This window comes from Paenibacillus sp. sgz302148 (assembly GCF_056120465.1).
Window position 1 is genome coordinate 43,383 of the sequence record NZ_JBVYOJ010000019.1, and the last position, 17,482, is coordinate 60,864.

At 55.1% G+C, this 17,482-nt stretch carries 16 protein-coding genes; 13 read left to right on the plus strand and 3 right to left on the minus strand.

The window, feature by feature from the left end:
- Positions 1-16: 16 nt before the first annotated feature.
- Complete coding sequence (locus tag AC0LWM_RS24725) at positions 17-1,210, plus strand: amidohydrolase (RefSeq protein WP_474677676.1); 1,194 nt, start codon at positions 17-19, stop codon at positions 1,208-1,210.
- Positions 1,211-1,335: 125 nt separating this feature from the next.
- Here AC0LWM_RS24725 and AC0LWM_RS24730 read toward each other — a convergent pair whose 3' ends face one another.
- Positions 1,336-1,665 (minus strand): DUF6054 family protein, encoded by a 330-nt coding sequence (locus AC0LWM_RS24730; RefSeq protein WP_474677677.1) that lies wholly within the window; start codon positions 1,663-1,665, stop codon positions 1,336-1,338.
- Positions 1,666-2,146: 481 nt separating this feature from the next.
- Between AC0LWM_RS24730 and AC0LWM_RS24735 the strand changes: the two genes are divergently transcribed.
- The 9 genes from AC0LWM_RS24735 to AC0LWM_RS24775 all read left to right on the plus strand — a co-directional run bounded on the left by AC0LWM_RS24735 (position 2,147) and on the right by AC0LWM_RS24775 (position 12,336).
- Complete coding sequence (locus tag AC0LWM_RS24735) at positions 2,147-3,430, plus strand: adenylosuccinate synthase (protein WP_474677678.1); 1,284 nt, start codon at positions 2,147-2,149, stop codon at positions 3,428-3,430.
- Between the two features lie 212 nt (positions 3,431-3,642).
- Positions 3,643-3,873, plus strand: coding sequence for a hypothetical protein (locus AC0LWM_RS24740; RefSeq protein WP_474677679.1), 231 nt, complete (start codon positions 3,643-3,645; stop codon positions 3,871-3,873).
- Between the two features lie 107 nt (positions 3,874-3,980).
- Positions 3,981-4,670, plus strand: coding sequence for a hypothetical protein (locus tag AC0LWM_RS24745; protein ID WP_474677680.1), 690 nt, complete (start codon positions 3,981-3,983; stop codon positions 4,668-4,670).
- A 287-nt stretch (positions 4,671-4,957) separates the two neighbouring features.
- Positions 4,958-6,490: a peptidoglycan DD-metalloendopeptidase family protein gene (locus AC0LWM_RS24750; protein WP_474677681.1), complete on the plus strand. Its 1,533-nt coding sequence runs from the start codon at positions 4,958-4,960 to the stop codon at positions 6,488-6,490.
- A gap of 170 nt (positions 6,491-6,660) precedes the next feature.
- Positions 6,661-7,410, plus strand: a complete 750-nt coding sequence (gene yycF, locus AC0LWM_RS24755) for a response regulator YycF (protein ID WP_474677682.1) — start codon at positions 6,661-6,663, stop codon at positions 7,408-7,410.
- Positions 7,410-9,245: a cell wall metabolism sensor histidine kinase WalK gene (gene walK / locus AC0LWM_RS24760; RefSeq protein ID WP_474677683.1), complete on the plus strand. Its 1,836-nt coding sequence runs from the start codon at positions 7,410-7,412 to the stop codon at positions 9,243-9,245. The genes yycF and walK overlap by 1 nt, the downstream gene beginning before the upstream one ends.
- The gene (locus AC0LWM_RS24765) at positions 9,242-10,561 is read left to right on the plus strand and encodes a YycH family regulatory protein (protein WP_474677684.1); all 1,320 of its coding nucleotides are present in this window, start codon (positions 9,242-9,244) and stop codon (positions 10,559-10,561) included. The genes walK and AC0LWM_RS24765 overlap by 4 nt, the downstream gene beginning before the upstream one ends.
- 148 nt (positions 10,562-10,709) lie before the next feature.
- Positions 10,710-11,429: a two-component system regulatory protein YycI gene (yycI, locus tag AC0LWM_RS24770; RefSeq protein ID WP_474677685.1), complete on the plus strand. Its 720-nt coding sequence runs from the start codon at positions 10,710-10,712 to the stop codon at positions 11,427-11,429.
- 100 nt (positions 11,430-11,529) lie between these two features.
- Positions 11,530-12,336, plus strand: a complete 807-nt coding sequence (locus tag AC0LWM_RS24775; RefSeq protein ID WP_474677686.1) for an MBL fold metallo-hydrolase — start codon at positions 11,530-11,532, stop codon at positions 12,334-12,336.
- Here AC0LWM_RS24775 and AC0LWM_RS24780 read toward each other — a convergent pair.
- Positions 12,305-12,520, minus strand: coding sequence for a hypothetical protein (locus tag AC0LWM_RS24780; protein ID WP_474677687.1), 216 nt, complete (start codon positions 12,518-12,520; stop codon positions 12,305-12,307). The genes AC0LWM_RS24775 and AC0LWM_RS24780 overlap by 32 nt on opposite strands.
- Before the next feature lie 186 nt (positions 12,521-12,706).
- On the opposite strand from AC0LWM_RS24780, the gene AC0LWM_RS24785 reads away from it, so the two are divergent.
- The 3 genes from AC0LWM_RS24785 to rlmH all read left to right on the plus strand — a co-directional run bounded on the left by AC0LWM_RS24785 (position 12,707) and on the right by rlmH (position 15,119).
- Positions 12,707-14,140, plus strand: a complete 1,434-nt coding sequence (locus AC0LWM_RS24785; RefSeq protein WP_474677688.1) for a S1C family serine protease — start codon at positions 12,707-12,709, stop codon at positions 14,138-14,140.
- 71 nt (positions 14,141-14,211) lie between these two features.
- The gene (locus tag AC0LWM_RS24790) at positions 14,212-14,379 is read left to right on the plus strand and encodes a CxxH/CxxC protein (protein ID WP_474677689.1); all 168 of its coding nucleotides are present in this window, start codon (positions 14,212-14,214) and stop codon (positions 14,377-14,379) included.
- Positions 14,380-14,639: 260 nt separating this feature from the next.
- Positions 14,640-15,119, plus strand: a complete 480-nt coding sequence (rlmH, locus tag AC0LWM_RS24795; protein ID WP_474677690.1) for a 23S rRNA (pseudouridine(1915)-N(3))-methyltransferase RlmH — start codon at positions 14,640-14,642, stop codon at positions 15,117-15,119.
- A gap of 634 nt (positions 15,120-15,753) precedes the next feature.
- On the opposite strand, the gene AC0LWM_RS24800 is transcribed toward rlmH, so the two are convergent.
- Complete coding sequence (locus AC0LWM_RS24800) at positions 15,754-17,463, minus strand: copper amine oxidase N-terminal domain-containing protein (protein ID WP_474677691.1); 1,710 nt, start codon at positions 17,461-17,463, stop codon at positions 15,754-15,756.
- Positions 17,464-17,482: the final 19 nt, after the last annotated feature.

A 17,482-nucleotide genomic window follows, 5' to 3' on the forward strand; every position in this document is an offset into this window, starting at 1 on the left:
AGGAGATGAAGGCCGCATGGCGGTAGAAGCGAAAGTGCTTGAACAATTGCTCGCGCAAGCGGAGGCTGCGGAGCTCCAGGGTGAAGTCATCGCATGGAGGCGATATATGCACCGGCATCCGGAGCTCTCGTTCGCCGAGCATGCGACGGCGCAATATATCGAAGACACGCTGCGCACGTTCCCGAATCTGATCGTCACGAGACCGACGGCGACAAGCGTCATGGCAAGGCTGATCGGCGGCCGTCCGGGCAGGACGCTTGCGATCCGCGCGGATATCGACGCTTTGCCGATCCAGGAGGACACGGGGCTCCCGTTCAGCTCGGAGAGCGAAGGCGCGATGCATGCGTGCGGTCATGACGGGCATACGGCGATCGTGTTGGGCGCGGCGAAGGTGCTGTCAGAGGCGCAGCCTTTCCTTGCGGGCGAGATCCGGTTCTTGTTCCAGCACGCGGAGGAGCTGCCTCCGGGAGGGGCAGAAGAGATGGTCGCCGCCGGGGTGATGGACGGCGTCGATTGGGTGATCGGCGCGCACCTGCAATCCCCCGTCGAGGTGGGCAAAATCGGCGTCATCGCCGGACAAATGCTCGCATCGCCGGATACGTTCCATATTACACTCACCGGCAAGGGCGGGCATGCCGCCGAGCCGCATAAGGCGGTGGATACGATCGCGATCGGCGCGCAGCTCGTCGGCAACCTGCAGCTGCTCGTGTCGCGCTGCTTTAATCCGATGGACCCGCTTGTCGTATCGGTTACGAAATTTATCGGAGGGCATACGCACAACGTCATTCCGGGTATCGTCGAGATGAGCGGCACGGTTCGCTGCATGAACCCCGAGGTGCGGCAGGAAGTGCCGCGGCGGATGGAGCAGATCATACAGGGCATCACGGCGGCGCACGGAGCCTCCTACGAGCTCAAATACGAGTTCGGCTACCGACCGGTTATCAATGACGAAGAAGTAACCCGGATCGTCGAGGAGACGGCCATCGAGCTGTACGGCGCAGAGGCGTTGTATCGGATCCAGCCGAGCATGTCGGCGGACGATTTCTCCGCGTTCCAGCACAAGGCGCCGGGGACGTATTTCAACATCGGGGCGGGGAACCAGGCGCAAGGCATCGTTTACCCGCACCATCATCCGAAATTTACGATCGACGAAGGCTCGCTCACGATCGGCGTCAAAATGTTCGTTGCGGTCGCCGCGAAGCTACTCTAGGCATAAAGGAAAGAAAAACAGACGGGAGAGATTCCCGTCTGTTTGCCGTACAATTCTATCGAAAGCTGCTGTCAGTCTGTTCGATTGATCAAAATCGATTCGCATTCCCTATTTCCGCATACTCGCTATTCCACGATATATTCCTCGAGCACCTCCTCGACTTGATGCACGAAATCATCGGATGCACCCCAGTCGAAGTTGAAGAACATCCCTTGCGAGCTGCCGGTTGCGATGGAACGAACCTCGGTTACGCCTTTCAAGTCGTCGATAATGACCACCAGTGCGGCGCGGTTGGAGGTCCGCATATAATACTTTTCAAATACGAGCGTTCCGATCGATCGGCCGCCCCCCACATCGTGAAATTCCTCATGGATCAAATCGGCGTTCATTCCGTCTTGCACAAGCGATAAAGCTTGAGATGGAGTTATATTGACATGAAAGCTTGACTGGCTCATTGAGCACCCTCCTTGATCATATAGTATGCGATACGCAACCCGGCGCCGGAAGTTTCGAGAGAAGGCCGGGAATAAGAAATTCGATTGAAATCTTGCTTCATGTTCGCGTAACGGGAGGCGCATGGAACTGCTGCGATGGCATGAAAGGGGGAGTCTTGCATCAATGCCGCAAGTTCTGGAAATACTATGTCCCGGTTCGGACGGAAAAAGCCGAGACGCGCGAAGAAGAAGCAGCCTAAGGAAGCACGACCGCGAAAATACGACGATTTAAACAGAATGTAAACATACGATGAACAATCGTGTCCAATATCCGAACATTCATAATGACAAGGGTGGAATTGTTCGCTTTTTCATTGACTTTACTTGAATCGACTGCTAAACTAGAAGTGCTGCCTTGGCGCCAGGGTTCCGTTTGGGATGGGAAAAACGCTTTAGCGCAGCAATATCATGGTGTGATGAACACCCGATGGGGGTACGCTTTATGTCAACGGTTGTCGTAGTTGGAACGCAGTGGGGCGACGAGGGCAAAGGGAAAATTACCGACTTTTTGGCGGAGAGCGCGGATGTTGTAGCAAGATATCAGGGCGGCAACAATGCGGGACATACAATTCTCATTCAGGATAAAAAATATAAGCTTACGATGATTCCATCCGGAATTTTTTATCGCGATAAACTTTGCGTCATCGGCAACGGCATGGTTATTAATCCGGCCGCGCTGATTGAAGAAATCAAGTACATTCATGACAACGGATTTACAACGACGAATTTGAAAATCAGCGATCGCGCGCACGTGATCATGCCTTATCATATGGTGCTGGACGGCCTGGAAGAAGACCGGAAGGGCGCGAACAAAATCGGTACGACACGCAAAGGGATCGGCCCTTGCTACATGGATAAAGCGGCGCGCTGCGGCATCCGGATCGCCGATCTGATGGACGCCGAAGAATTCGAACTGAAGCTTCGCCACCTGGTTGCCGAGAAGAATAATCTGATCGAGCAAGTATACGGCGGCCAGGGCGTCGACGCGGAAGCGATTCTGAAGGAATACCTGGAATACGCGGAATTCCTCCGTCCGTACGTCACCGATACGTCGGTCGTGCTGAACGACAACATCGATGCGGACAAAAAAGTGCTGTTCGAAGGCGCGCAAGGCGTCATGCTCGACATCGACCAAGGCACGTATCCGTTCGTTACGTCGTCCAACCCTTCGGCCGGCGGCGTCTGCATCGGTTCCGGCGTTGGCCCGTCGAAGATCCAGCAGGTTATCGGCGTTGCCAAAGCGTATACGACACGCGTAGGCGACGGTCCGTTCCCGACGGAGCAGTTGAACGAAACCGGCGACTGGATTCGCGAGAAAGGCCACGAGTACGGAACGGTTACCGGCCGTCCGCGCCGCGTCGGCTGGTTCGACAGCGTCGTTGTCCGCCATGCCCGCCGCGTCAGCGGCATTACGGGACTGTCGCTTAACTCGCTGGACGTGCTGACCGGCCTTGAAACGGTCAAAATTTGTACGGCGTACAAGTACCGCGGCGAAATTATCGAGCATTATCCGGCCAGCCTCAAGATGCTGTCGGAGTGCGAGGCGGTATATGAGGAAATGCCGGGCTGGAGCGAGGACATTACCGGCGTGAAGACGCTGGAGGAGCTTCCTGCCACAACCCGCAACTATGTGGAGCGCGTATCGCAGTTGACAGGCATTCCGATTGCGATCTTCTCCGTTGGCCGCAACCGCGAGCAAACAAATCAAGTAACACCGATCTATTAAGATCGGCTCCATATACGATGATGTACGAAGATGCCCTTGCAGTCGAATGACGACTGTGAGGGCATCTTTTTGTCTTTTTATCTATCCTCGCGATTATTGCTGGCAGCATTTTTGGTCGAAAACCGGGAGGAAGCAGCACATGCAAATCTAGCAATCTTCCATACTATGATTGTAAGAGCGGCAGCTCTAATTGATTCATAGGAGGACGAATCATGAGCGTAAAAATCGTATCGAAAAAAGTTTTCAAGCCAAAAGTAAAAATGAGAACTACCGGTACTAAAAAATGGTGCGGTTTCGGCAGAAGGCCGAACAATAATCAACTCATAATCGTTGTTTTGTTTATTCTTCTGATCATTATCAGCAACCAATCCACGGCTGCGGTCCGCGGTCGGAATATACGCAATATTAATAAAATGCTGCTAGGGATATTGGCCTCTAAATAAGAATTTGGCCATGTGAAAAGGCTATTTTTACAACACAGGAATGAAACATCCCCCCGCTAGTTAATACTGGTAACAAAACGAGCTCCGGCGGCAAGGGGATGGAAGGCATGAAAATTGCGTTATGGCTGGCGAAACTGGCGGCAAGTGCCGTTCTGGTCAGCGTATTGACCGTGTTTACGACATGGTATGTGGTGAACGGGTATATCGAAAATATGCTGCAGCGGTTCAATATCAATCTGCAAGGGCAGTCGTTCCAGACGATGGATTTTTTGAGCGGCATGCTTGGCGGAAGCGGCAAAGGAAGCGTTGACAAGACGGCAGGCGGCGGAGACGGCGCGAAGTCCGGGAACGGAAGCGGAACGGCGGGCGACGGCGACGCGAAAAGCACATCAGGCGGAGCGGGTTCGAGCGGAGGCGGCACGAAGAACTCGCAGGAGGGTGCGGGCGAAACCGGCGGTACGGCGCAAGGAAACGCGCAGGGCGACGAGTCCGGCGACGGTAGACCACCGCACGGGGATGACGATGCGGTACCTGTATTCAACCAGCAGAGCGGCGGCGGTCTTGTCATGACGCCGGAGGAAATTACGAAGACGAAGAGCAAGGTCAGCGAAAGCGACAAGCTGGAGCTGTTCAATCTGCTGACGACGAAGCTGTCGCCGGAGGATTTGCAGACGATTTCTAGCTACGTTGAAGACGGCATCACGGAATTAGAGCTCAACGAGATCAAGCAGGTGCTCGCCAAAAGCTTGAAGGACGACGAGTACAAGAAGGTGCTCGATATTTTGAGCAAATATTGAGCCTATAGCAGCAGGAGCCCAAAACGCGAATTAAAGAAAGGCCGACCCTTGGAAGGTCGGCTTTTTTGGCGTTACCCTATTGCCGGGGAATCGTGCTGTATCCTGCAAAAATCGGTCGAAAAACGGCTCCATTGTGGATCATATCCGACCTCCGCGAAGGTCCAAAATGGCGATTCGAGTTGATCAAGGGCGTAAAGCTGTGGTACAGTAGATACCGTGAGCCAGAAAGGCGGTTTTTTCCGCGTTTTTGGTCAAATTTATTCATAATACGGCGAAAGGAGACGTTCATGCCAAGTTTCAGAGCGAAGGATTGGATTCTAGGCGCTTTACGCAAGACGAAGGCGGCCTTCAGCAAGGTCCGGCAACAGCAATTACCCTCCGCAACAACACGAGTTGCAGGCGGTACGGCTCAACTACTGAAACGATATCGTAAACATATAGCACTAGGGGTCGGCGCAACGGCAGTTGTGGTTACCGGCGTTCTAACAACCACTCATTACATTGAAGCCAATACTTTTGAAATATATCACGTTTCCGTAGACGGCAAGGATGCCGGTGTTGTCAGCAATCCGAAAGTTATCGAGCAGCGATTGATCGAGAAAACAAAAGAGATCGAGGACAAATACCCGAACGTACATATGGTCCTCAACACCGATAAGGTAACATACAAAAGTGAAAAGGCTTACAAAGCGAAGTCGGACGACCAAGCCGCTTTGAAGCAGCTGGACAGCTTGATCACGGCGCAAGCCGTCGGCGTGGAGCTGAAAATTAACGGCAAAGTCGTCGCGATCGTCAAAGATCAGGAGACGGCGGATGCCATTCTGGAGAAGTACAAGGGCAAATATGTTCCGCAGAAGCAGACTCGGGTGGGTATCTTGTCCGCCGACAGCGGCAAGCCGCAGCAGAACAAAACCGAGGTGAAGTCGGTCTCGTTCCTGGAGAAGGTCGAGACGGAGCCCGCCAACATCGAGCCGGATGAGGTGCTCGATCCCGAGCAAGTGATCAAAATGCTCGAGAAGGGCGACACGAAGCCAACGAAGTATACGGTGCAGGAGGGCGACTGCGTTTCTTGCATCGCCAGCAAGTTCGATATTTCGAAGCAGGTCATTTACAAGAACAACAGCTGGATCGAAGACGATATGATCAAGGTCGGCGAAACGCTGGATCTCACGGTGCTGCAGCCCGCGCTGAACGTGAAGACGATCGAGCAAGTGACCGAGAATGAAGAAATTCAATACGATACGATTTACGAAAAAGACCCGTCGCTGCCGGCAGGCAAAACGAAAATCATTCAGCCGGGCAAGCTCGGCTTGAAGAAAGTCATTTATAAGCTGACGAAGCAGAACGGGTTGCTCATGGAAGAGGAGCTTCTCGACGAGCAAGTGGTCCAGAAGCCGCTGCCGGCGCGCGCGAAGCGCGGCACGAAAATTATGGGCGAGGGCTCGGGGAAATTTGCATGGCCGGTGATCGGCGCAAGGTTATCGAGCAGCTTCGGCCAGCGCTGGGGTCGAACGCATAAGGGCGTCGACCTCATATCGAGCAATCGGACGATTCTGGCGGCAGACGACGGCAAAGTCATTTTTGCCGGTCAGAAGGAAGGGTACGGCAATTGCATCATTATCGATCATAAGAACGGCTACGAGACGCTGTACGGACATCTGAGCAAGATCGGCGTCAGCAAGGGCGACGTCGTGCAGAAGGGGACCAAGATCGGCGTTATGGGCAACACGGGACATTCGTTCGGCACCCATCTCCACTTCGAAATTCATAAGAACGACGGATTGCAAAATCCGATGAAATTTTTGAGCCGGAAATCATAATATTCTTCTTTCCGAAGGATGCGAAGGAACACGAAAAGCTGAAAAGCTAGTTTATCGAATACAAATTTTGGAGTATTCAATAAACCGGGCTGCAGCGCCGTGTTCCTTTCTTTTTTGTGCAGGTATGGTAAACTAGACTTAAGAATCTGAGTTTGTCAGGTGGTGTAAATATGAACGGAAAAATATTGGTTGTTGATGATGAGCAGCCGATTGCGGATATTTTGAAATTCAATTTGGAGAAAGAAGGCTACCAGGTCATTTGCGCCTTTGACGGCGGAACGGCGGTGGAGCTTGCGTTCAGCGAAAATCCCGATCTGATCCTGCTCGATCTGATGCTGCCGGTGAAGGATGGCATGGACGTCTGCCGCGAGGTGCGGACGCGCCTGTCTACGCCGATCATTATGCTGACGGCGAAGGATACGGAGCTCGACAAGGTGCTCGGGCTGGAGTTCGGCGCGGACGACTACGTGACGAAGCCGTTCGGCACGCGCGAGCTGCTCGCTCGCGTGAAGGCGCATTTGCGCCGGCAGACAAAAGCGGCGCAAGCGGCCGCACAGCAGAGCGCGTCTGGCGGCGGCGCGGCAGCGGCTTCGGCGGCGCAGCAGGGGCTGAAAATTTTCAACCTGCTGATCGACACCGACATGTACGTCGTGTACAAGGATGGCGTGGCGTTGAATTTGACGCATCGCGAATATGAGCTGCTTTATTATTTGGCGAAGAACAGCGGCAAGGTCATGACGCGCGAGCATTTGCTCCAGGCGGTATGGGGCTTCGAATATTTCGGCGACGTGCGGACGGTTGACGTGACGATCCGGCGGCTGCGGGAGAAGATTGAGGACGATCCTAGCAAACACGAATATATTCTGACTCGCAGAGGCCTCGGCTATATGATGCGCAACCCGAAAACAGGAGGCTTGTAATGAAGGGCATCCGATTCTTCCAATCGGTTCAGTTCAAGCTCATCATTATTTACGTCCTGCTCATTCTGATGGCGATGCAGCTTATCGGGGTTTATTTCGTCAGCACGCTGAAGACGAGCCTGGAGAACAGCTTCACGAGCAACCTGAACAAACAGGCCGATCTGATGGCGATCTTCGCGGGCTCGAAGCTTGCGGCGAACGCATCGGACCAAGAGGATGGCGGCAAAAAACGGAACGAGGATTTGAATAACGTCGTACGCACGTTGTTCAACATCAGCGGCGCGGAAATCCAGGTCGTCGACGCCAGCGGTACGGTGCTGACGACGTCACAGCCGGACCATGCCTCGTACGTCGGAAAGAAGAACAAGCAGACGGTTGTCATCCGGGCGCTGCAAGACATCAAGGATAACGAAGAAGATATTATCGACGAGGACAATACGCGCAAGAAGGTCATCGCGAAGCCGGTGCACAACGGCGACAAGGTGGTCGGGGCCGTCTATATCGTCGCGTCGATGAAAGAGCATTACGATACGATGGAGCGGATTAATCATATTTTTATTACCGGAACGCTGTTCGCTTTGGCTTTTACGGCGGTGCTGTGCATCATTTTGTCGCACACGATCACGAATCCGATCAAGGATATTACGCGGCAGGCAACGGCGGTGGCGGACGGCAAGTTCGACCAGCAGGTGAAAATCCTCAGCAGCGACGAGATCGGCCAGCTCGGCGAAGCGTTCAACCATATGACCGACCGGCTGCGAGAGGCGTTGTCGATCAACGAGGAAGAGAAGGAGAAGCTCGCCTCGATTTTGTCGAACATGAGCGACGGCGTCATCGCGGCCGACGAGGTCGGCACCGTCATCGTGATGAATCGGCGGGCGAAGCATATGCTCCAGCTGAACGACCATACGATGAACGGGCTGGACATCGCCGGGGTGCTCGGCATTCCGAAGACGCGCATCGGCCAGCACGTGATGGGCGAAGACAACACGTCGATCATCCGGCTTGAGCGGGGGGACGAGGAAGAGCAAATCGTGCGCGTCACGTTTACGGCGATTCATCGGCGGAATCAAGGCATCGCCGGCACGATCGCGGTGCTTCAGGACGTGACGGAGCAGGAGGAGCTCGACCGGTCGCGGCGCGAATTCGTTGCGAACGTGTCGCACGAGCTGCGGACGCCGCTCACGACGATCAAGAGCTACGTCGAGGCGCTCGACGACGGCGCGATGAACGAGCCGCAGCTGGCGCAGCGGTTCGTCGGCGTCATTCGCAGCGAGACGGAGCGGATGATCCGGCTCGTGACCGACCTGCTGCATCTGTCGCGGCTCGACTCTAAGCAGGCGACTCTGCGCAAGCAGCCGACGAACGTGATGGAGATGCTCGACGAGGTGGCGGATCGGTTTTCGGTGCAGGCTCGCCAGAAGGCGATCCGCTTGCGCGTGACGGCGATCGACGGCATCAAGCCCGTCATGCTGGACCGGGATCAGATCGACCAGGTGCTCGACAACCTGCTGTCGAACGCACTCAAGTTTACGCCGGAGGGCGGGTTCATTGAGATCGGCGCGCGGAAGCAGGACGCGGATTGGATCGAATTTTGGGTGAAGGATACGGGGATCGGGATTCCGAAGAAGGATTTGAGCCGCATTTTCGAGCGGTTTTATCGCGTCGATAAGGCGCGATCGCGCAGCATGGGCGGGACAGGCCTCGGCCTCTCTATTGCCCGGGAAATTATCCGGGCGCACGGCGGCTCGATCGTATTCGAGTCGGAACTGGGCCAAGGAACGAAAGTCATGTTCACGCTGCCGATCGTTTCGGAAGGGGGCGAGCCGGCATGATGGAGAAGGGCAAAACGATCATCCTGACGGTGCTTGTCATCGCGAGCGTGCTGCAAAGCTATTATCTCGCTTACAGCACGCCGAACTTCGTGCCGGTCGAGAAGCTGGATACGGACTATGTGAAGACCGAGCTGATGGGCACGGAGGAGAAGGCCGAAAACCTTATTTTCCCAGAGCAAATCATCGTGCATTACGGCGGCTCGAAACATACGATGCTGTATCCCGATACTTCGTTTTACAATTTTATTTTCAAAGCGCTGCAGAAGCGGGAGCTTGGCGGCTTCCAGCGCAACTCTGTGCTTAGCTATGACTGGGACGATATTCGCAACAATGACGAGGGCATCGAGCTTAATTTCGGCCGGGCGATTCCGCTGCAGTTGCTGCAGAAGATCATGCAAGTCAAGAGCGAGGCGCTCCTGCTGAACGACGCGATCGAGAAGGTATGGATTTTCGCCAAAAATACGCATGAAGACGTGCGGACGGTGTTCTTCAGCCAGGACGGCACGACGGTGTACGAGTCGACGAAGGCGGATTTGTTCTACAAAGACATCGAGCAATATCTCGGTTATGTGCAATATCGCGACGGCGAGCGCTCGGAGTTCGGGACGACATATCATACCGTGAACGGCAAGTATTATGTCCCGGACCAGCCGCTGGAAATGATCCGGTACTCGGTTCCTTACACGGTGTTCACGCCGGAGCAAATGCAGAAAAACCTGTTCGTCGATCCCGGCATTACGCGCAACATTATGGAGCGGGACGGTTCGGAGATCTATACGGACGGCAAGCGGGGCTTACAGGTGAAGATGGAGCAAAAATGGATGAGCTATTCGGACCCGGTTGCCCCGGCCGATGCGCCGACCGATCTGAGCGAGAACCTGTATTCGGCGGTGCAGTTCATTAACCAGCACGGCGGCTGGAACGGCAAGTACCGGTTCGGCAACGTGCCGGATGGCCGGACGGACGGAAGCATTATTTCTTTTCAGCAATATTACGGAGCGGCGCCTTCCGGCTCTTATCCGATCGTGTCGGAATCGAAATTCAACTTCGGCTACATGAAGCTCACGCTGCAGCAAGGGCTTGTATCCAACTACGAGCGGACGCTGATCAATCTGGACCGGACGGCGTCGGACAAGAAGATCGTGCGGCTGGAGGGTGGCGAAGCGCTGGATAAGCTGATCGAGAGCTTCCCGGCGCGGGCGCTGATCCGGAACGTTTTCCCGGCTTACCGGCCGGTGTACGACGAGAAGCACGTGCTCCTCCTGCCCGTATGGGCGGTGGAACTGACGGACGGTACGCGGCAATATTTGAAGTAAGCCCGGAGTATGGGGCATGCAGAATATATCCAGGCGGCTTGGCTGCTGTTGAGAGACTGTGAAGCCGGCGCAGGCTGGAATCATCCGTTCGGTTGGCGGACGGACAACGATTGAGAGATAGGATGCTGTTCGTAAAGGAGGTTTGGTCATGGATTGGAGTAAAGCGAAAACGGTGCTGATCTTTTCGTTTCTGCTGCTCAATGTGCTGCTGGGATACCAGCTGTGGATGGATGGCCGGGAGCGGATGAACTCCAATCCGGATCTGACCGGGCTGACGGAGGAAACGCGCCGGACGATGCAGGAGAAGCAAATCCGGCTGGAGTCGAGCATTCCGTCGGAGACGCCTTATTTGCGCGAAATCTCGGTGCGGCTGGACAACCGTAAGCTGGTGACGCTGCCGCAGCCGGTCGACAGCAAAATCGTTTTTTCCGACAAGGACTTGCGGCAAGGGCTGAAGGGTGCGATCCCGAATATCGAGGCTTATGAATTCGACCAGGCGGCCAGCACGGAATCGGTGTGGGAGCTGCACCAGCTCGCGGACAACGGACTGCCAATGTTCGATGTGAAGCTGGAGCTGGTTTATAAAAACCAGAAAATCGACTCGTACCGGCAGCAAGTCGCGGAAGTGCTGCCGTCGGACAGCGAGAAGGACCAGAAGGTGCTTCCGGCTTATAAGGCCGTAGCGAGCTTGATCGATAACAAGCTGCCTGCGGGCACGGTCATCAAGGATGTGCGGCTTGGCTATCACGGCCAGTTGTTCAACTCGGACGACCAGGTGCTGGCGCCTTCGTGGCGGATCGTGACGGAGAGCGGGCAGCTGTATTATGTGCACGCGATCAGCGGCGCGGTGGAAGTGACGCAGAAGTAGGCGTCCGCCGCTTAATTTTCCTAGTTTTTCGGATGGGACTAGTTATAGAGTTGGCTTGAACTGGAATAGGATGAAGTAAGCAAGGTAAGGATGGGGAACGATGGGGATGCGATTTACGGTTTTGTCGAGCGGCTCGACGGGCAACGCGATGGTCGTGCAGAGCGATGACGCGGCGGTGCTGATCGATGCGGGGCTTAGCGCGAAGCGGATCGAGGAGCTGCTGGAAGAGAGGCAGCTGAGCGGCAGCGATTTGGACGCGATCTTCGTGACCCATGAGCATTCGGATCATATTAAGGGTCTTGGTGCGGTGGCGCGGAAGTTCGATCTGCCCATTTATGCGAACGAGAAGACGTGGGAAGAGCTGAACAAGCACGTCGGAAAGATTGCCGAGGAGAAGCGGGTCGTGATGGAGACGGGAGAGGCGGTCGATTTTGGCGAGCTGAAGGTTGAGTCGTACGCCATCTCCCACGATGCCGCGGAGCCGGTTATGTATTGCTTTCACGAGGGAGACCGGAAGCTGGGGCTTGCGACCGATCTCGGTTATATGAGCGAGAAGGTGAAGAACGCGCTGGCCGGTTCGGATGCGCTTGTGCTGGAGTCGAATCACGATATCGAAATGCTGCGCATGGGCAAGTATCCGTGGAACATCAAGCGCCGGATCTTAGGCGATATGGGCCACTTGTCGAACGAGGCGGCCGGCGAAGCGCTCAGCGAGCTGCTGATGCACAAGACGAAGCGGGTGTATTTGGCGCACTTGAGCCGCGACCACAACATGATGGATTTGGCAAAGCTGACGGTGAACGACGTGCTGCAGAACAACGGCATTTTCACGAAAAAAGACGAGCTGCAGCTGATGGATACATACTTCGATCGGGCTACGAAATGGGATGTTGTGGGCGAGGACTAAGCATCGGGTAAGCGTCCAGCTCGGCGGCTTTTCTCTCAATCTCGTGGCGCGTGACCACGCCTTTCTCGACCAGCAGTTCGATGATCGCATTGATGAGCAGGGCACTGTGATAATGTTCCGCTTTTAAATCAGCCAGTTTTCCGATAAAATCAACTTGATCAAGGTGCGAGTATATTCGATTCATTTGAAATTCTCTCCTTTGGTTTTGTATCGTTTTCGGTTTCGGTTTCGTTAGAGGAAACTCTACTTGTATTGTAGTCTTCGAGTTTCGAAGTTATTCCTATTGAGCCTATGAAAATATGATTGAAAACGCCGCTATTAGTTTCGGGGAGCGGAATCGGCGACGCAGCTGCGAGGGGAGAGAGCTGGGATGAGCTTGTTTGAGGACGATTTTTATTCGACGAAGGTATCGCGGCGGGCACGATGGGATAAACCGTTTCCGCGGCGCAGGGGCCGGGGCGGAACGTTTGGCATTGCTGCGATATCGTCGCTCGGGGGCGCTCTGGTCGCGGTGATCATTATCAGCCTGGCTCTAGGCGGCGGTGGCGGTGCGTCCAGCGGCAGCAGCAATGCGGCCGGGGCGAACTTGTCGGCCACGAAGGCAGGCGACGACGGATTCGACAAAGACGGAGCGACGGATCGCGTCGTGCAGGTCGTCGCGAAGGTCAATCCGGCGGTAGTGAGCGTCATCAGCAAGCGTAAATCCTCGCTGAGCGGCTTGTTCGGCGGTGGCGGATCGTTGCCAGGGCAGGACAAAGGCAGCGGCGATGCGGCACAAGGCGACGATCCGGGCGTAGGCGACGAAGGCCAGGGTCAGGACGGCGCCAATGGCGATAAGCCTTCGGATGGAAACGCTGACAGCGGGGATTCGGAAGACGGCGCATCCACGGACGGCGATGTTTTCGGCGAACTGCCGATGGAGACGGGGCTCGGGTCCGGCGTTATTTTTCAGAAGGATGGGTCCAAGGTTCTCGTCTTCACGAACAATCACGTCGTCGAGGGCGCGGAGCAGGTGGACGTCGTTCTGCCGAACGGCGAGCATCGGCCGGCCACGATTATCGGCAGCGATAATATCAGCGACTTGGCCGTGCTAGAGATGGACGGCAAGGGTATCAAGACGATCGCCGAGCTGGGCGACTCCGACGATGTAAAGAAGGGCGAAACGGTTATTGCGATCGGCAATCCGCTCGGTCTTGGGTACTCTCAGACGATTACGAAGGGTATCGTCAGCAATGTGCATCAAGTCATTCCGGTATCGCTCAACCAGGACGGCATTTATGATTGGGAGCAAGAGGTCATCCAGACGGATGCGTCCATCAACCAAGGCAATAGCGGCGGGGCGCTGGTCGACCTGAACGGGCGCGTCATCGGCATCAACAGCATGAAGATCGCCGATATGGGCGTCGAGGGACTGGGCTTCGCGATCCCGATGAATGTGGCGCGGCCGATCATCGACAGCCTGATCGAGCACGGGAAAGTGATGCGGCCTTATCTTGGCGTGTATACGCTCGATTTGAACAATTATTTCACGATGGAACAAGCGAAGGATCGGAAGCAGCTCAAGCTGCCGAAGGACGTGCAGAGCGGTGTCATCGTGCTGGAAGCCGTTGGTCCGGCGCTGAAAGCGGGGCTGCAGCTGAACGACGTGATCGTCAAGCTGGACGATCAGCCGATCGGAAGCACGCTGGATTTGCGCAGGTACTTGTATACGAGCAAGCAAATCGGTGAAGAAATGGAAGTAACGTATTATCGCGGCGGGGAGAAGCATACGCTGACGATCGAGCTTGAGGAGAAGGAAGATTAAGCTTTGTCGGCGGTGCGGGGTTGGCTTTCGCCCGCGTCAACTATAGAACTGGACACGGAAGGATTGTTGGAATGTACGTTGTTTGCAAAGACCATGTGGAACTAGCGATCGATATGTTTGTCGATGAATACGAGGATGCGCCGGATTTGATCGATCTGGAGGAGGTTCGGTTCTCCGACTGGACGCCGCCGACGCATTGCGACCGGTGCTCGAATCCGGCACGATTTTTGATTGTGTAACGGCGCGGGGGCACTTGGTGGACGAAGGACCGACCGGTGGATGAATTTCTCAATTTGGCGGGCTGAGAAAGTGGCGCCGATATCGACGCATGGAGCATGAAATGGCGGGAGAGCGGGACGTGGCAAGGGGAGCTAGAGTGGATGCTCCTTAGGGCCGCGCTCGTTTTTCCGCTTTTTGTCTATTGGTGTCGGGGTGGGACTTGCCATGAGGGCGAGACAGGCCTGGAAAGTATAAATTTGTTATAAGGGGCGTTTGCAGCATGTTTGTGCAGATTGTAACGGTGGGCAAGCTGAAGGAGAAATATTTGCAGCAAGGAATCGAAGAATATGCGAAGCGGCTGGGCCCGTACTTGAAGCTGCAAATTATCGAGGTGCCCGACGAGAAAGCGCCCGAGACGATGAGTGACGCCGAGGTACAGCAGGTCAAGCGCCGCGAAGGCGATCGCATCCTGAGCCACATCCGCCCGGAAGCGCACGTTATCGCGCTGGCAATCGACGGGCAGATGTGGTCGTCGGAGGAGCTCGCGGCGAATCTCGACAAGCTGGGCACCTACGGCACCAGCAACATCGCTTTCGTCATCGGCGGCTCCAACGGTCTCGCCGACGACGTGCTCCGCCGCGCCCAGCAGAAGCTATCGTTCGGGCGCGTGACGTACCCGCACCAGCTGATGCGGCTGATCCTGGTGGAGCAGGTGTACCGCGCGGTGAAGATTATGCGGGGGGAACCGTATCACAAGTAACGGCAAGTTTTTTGGTGGAGAGCAGGCCAACTCCATGCCTGGCAAGGATTTTCTCATGTTGGGTTAGCACCGCTCTCGGGTTTATTTGCTTCTTTGGTCACAGTATATTTGGAGTTATCCTTAACTTCTTCATCGGAGGGGGCCGAAACGCAAATTTACTTGTGTTTCAGAAGTGTCAGAACTGACAGGGAGCTACTGACGCAACTTAAGGTTCAAAAAGAGCGGGCTGGGGTTGGACGTGCTGTCCGCCAGTTCTCTTTCTCCTCAGTTTTCCGCCGCGCAAGTTGTTCGTACTGGGCTTTCAGTTCGGTCAGGCGTTCAACAAAAAGGTCGTCGTCAACGGTTCCCTGTTTCGAACAGCTTGTAGAATCTCTTGCGCTGGCTCTCTATCACCGCAAGTTCCTTTTGAAGGGGGTCACACTTTTTGCTCTGTTAATCTTCTTGACAATGTCCTCCATTTCGACAGTCGCCTCCTTGTAGTCCCCCTTGTGCCTAATCTCGACCTCTATGCCACAGGATTTTAGATTCGATTTCACCTCACGAATCCGTCGGCTCAAAGCATGGGGAGCTTTTGAAGACAGCGCCCGGAAAACAGAAGAACCCTTGGAAAGTATCCAAGAGTTCTTCTGTTTTGTTATTCGTAGTCGGCCAGTCCAAGGTAGTGCAGCGAGAACAGGTTTTCGAAGCCGCTCGCGGAATACATGCCTTCGAATCCGAATAAGAACCGCGAGGTATTCTTGTTGGCCACGGTCAGGGCCGCGTATGCGGCGTCCGCCTCGAAGAAGCTCTGCAGGCGGGTTTTGCCGCTGCCGATCGCCTCGTAATACTTGTAGACGAAGAAGAGCGGATTATCCCACTCCAGATGCTCCTTGTCCACCGCGACGTAGTCGTTCCAGTCGTCGCCCGTCTCCCCCTCCGGAGTGGGAACGTGGAGCCACAAGAAATTATCGACTCCCCTGCCGAACTGCGGGACGGTATGGGCGATAGGGTTGATCATTTTTCCCTTCGCTAAGCCGTCATGGACGACGCTGTCCGCGTCCAGGCCCGCAGCGGCGTCGAAGTTCCAGAGGAAGGCTGTATAGTAGTTCGCGTTCAGGCCGACGACGCTCTTGCGGTCGAAGAAATACTCCATACTATCTTTTTTCAGGGAAGCCCCACCGCTGTCACCCCGGCTGCCCACCACAAGGTCCATTACTCCGGACTTATTCTCCTTAGCCAAGTTCGCGGCCAGCTCCTTATAGAAGATACGCTGGTCGGTGTTCTTGAAGAGACCAAATTCCTTATCCTCTTTCAGACGTTTCATGAAGAATGCGATGTCGTCCTGGGCAGTGTCCAGCCCTTTTTGAAACTCGACAGGAGCCGAAAGGGCGACGGTCGGAACGGATTTTCCCTTGATCTGCTTGCGGTAGGCGTCGTAATTGCCGATGTACTGGGCGATCTCGCCCTTCGTCAGCGGCAGGCGGGAGACAGGCCATTCCGGAATGACGCTGATCGGAAGCTTCTCCTGAACGATACCGTAGACGGAGACGTCCTTCAGGTACTTGCTGTCGTTCTTGAAGTTGGAATAGAGGAAGTCGGACACGAACTTCACGTTCTTATTTTCCTCGACTCCGTCCCACTCGAAGTTGCCCGGGAAAAACTTCATCTTGTGGACGTAGGTGAAGGAAGGCACATCGCTAGCCAAGCCGAAGATTTGAATCCCGGCGACCTTTCCGCCGAGTTTTTTCTGCTCTACTTTCAGTGCGTCATACAATTCAGGCGCGGTCTTGAACTGCGCCGTATCTAGCAAAACATTATGGGTGCTACTGAACTTGTTCACGAACAACTTAATCGAGGCCAAGTCCTGGGCAGTCACCTTAAGGCTGTTGTAGACGAAGTAGTAGCGACCTTCCGGCGCAGCAGCGCCCGTACTGATGATGACTTGTTTGCGACTTTCATCCCATTTGACATCAGCTCCGAAGCTCTCCGCAACGAACCGGGCCGGGACGAAGGTTCTTCCTTCAATTTGGGTTGCGGCCACATCTAGCGGGACGGTCTTGCCGCCAACTTCAGCCTTTGTGTCATTCAGTCGAAGTGTGACAACAATGTCATTCTTTTTCCCTGTGATCGTCTGGGTGGAACCTTCCCAGCTTACCTCCGCGCCTAGGCTCTCAAAAATGGCTCGGAGCGGAACCATGACACGACCGTTAATCTTTTGTGGGGCGACATCGAAATAGATGGGGCGGCTGTCAACTGTCGCCGTGATTTCGGTGCTTCCTCCGCTGGCGGCGGCAAGGCTACCAAAAGGAAGCAGGGTGCAGATCAGAAATATTAGGAATACAGAAGTCCATTGAAACCTTTTCACGTGGGTCTTACCTCCTAGG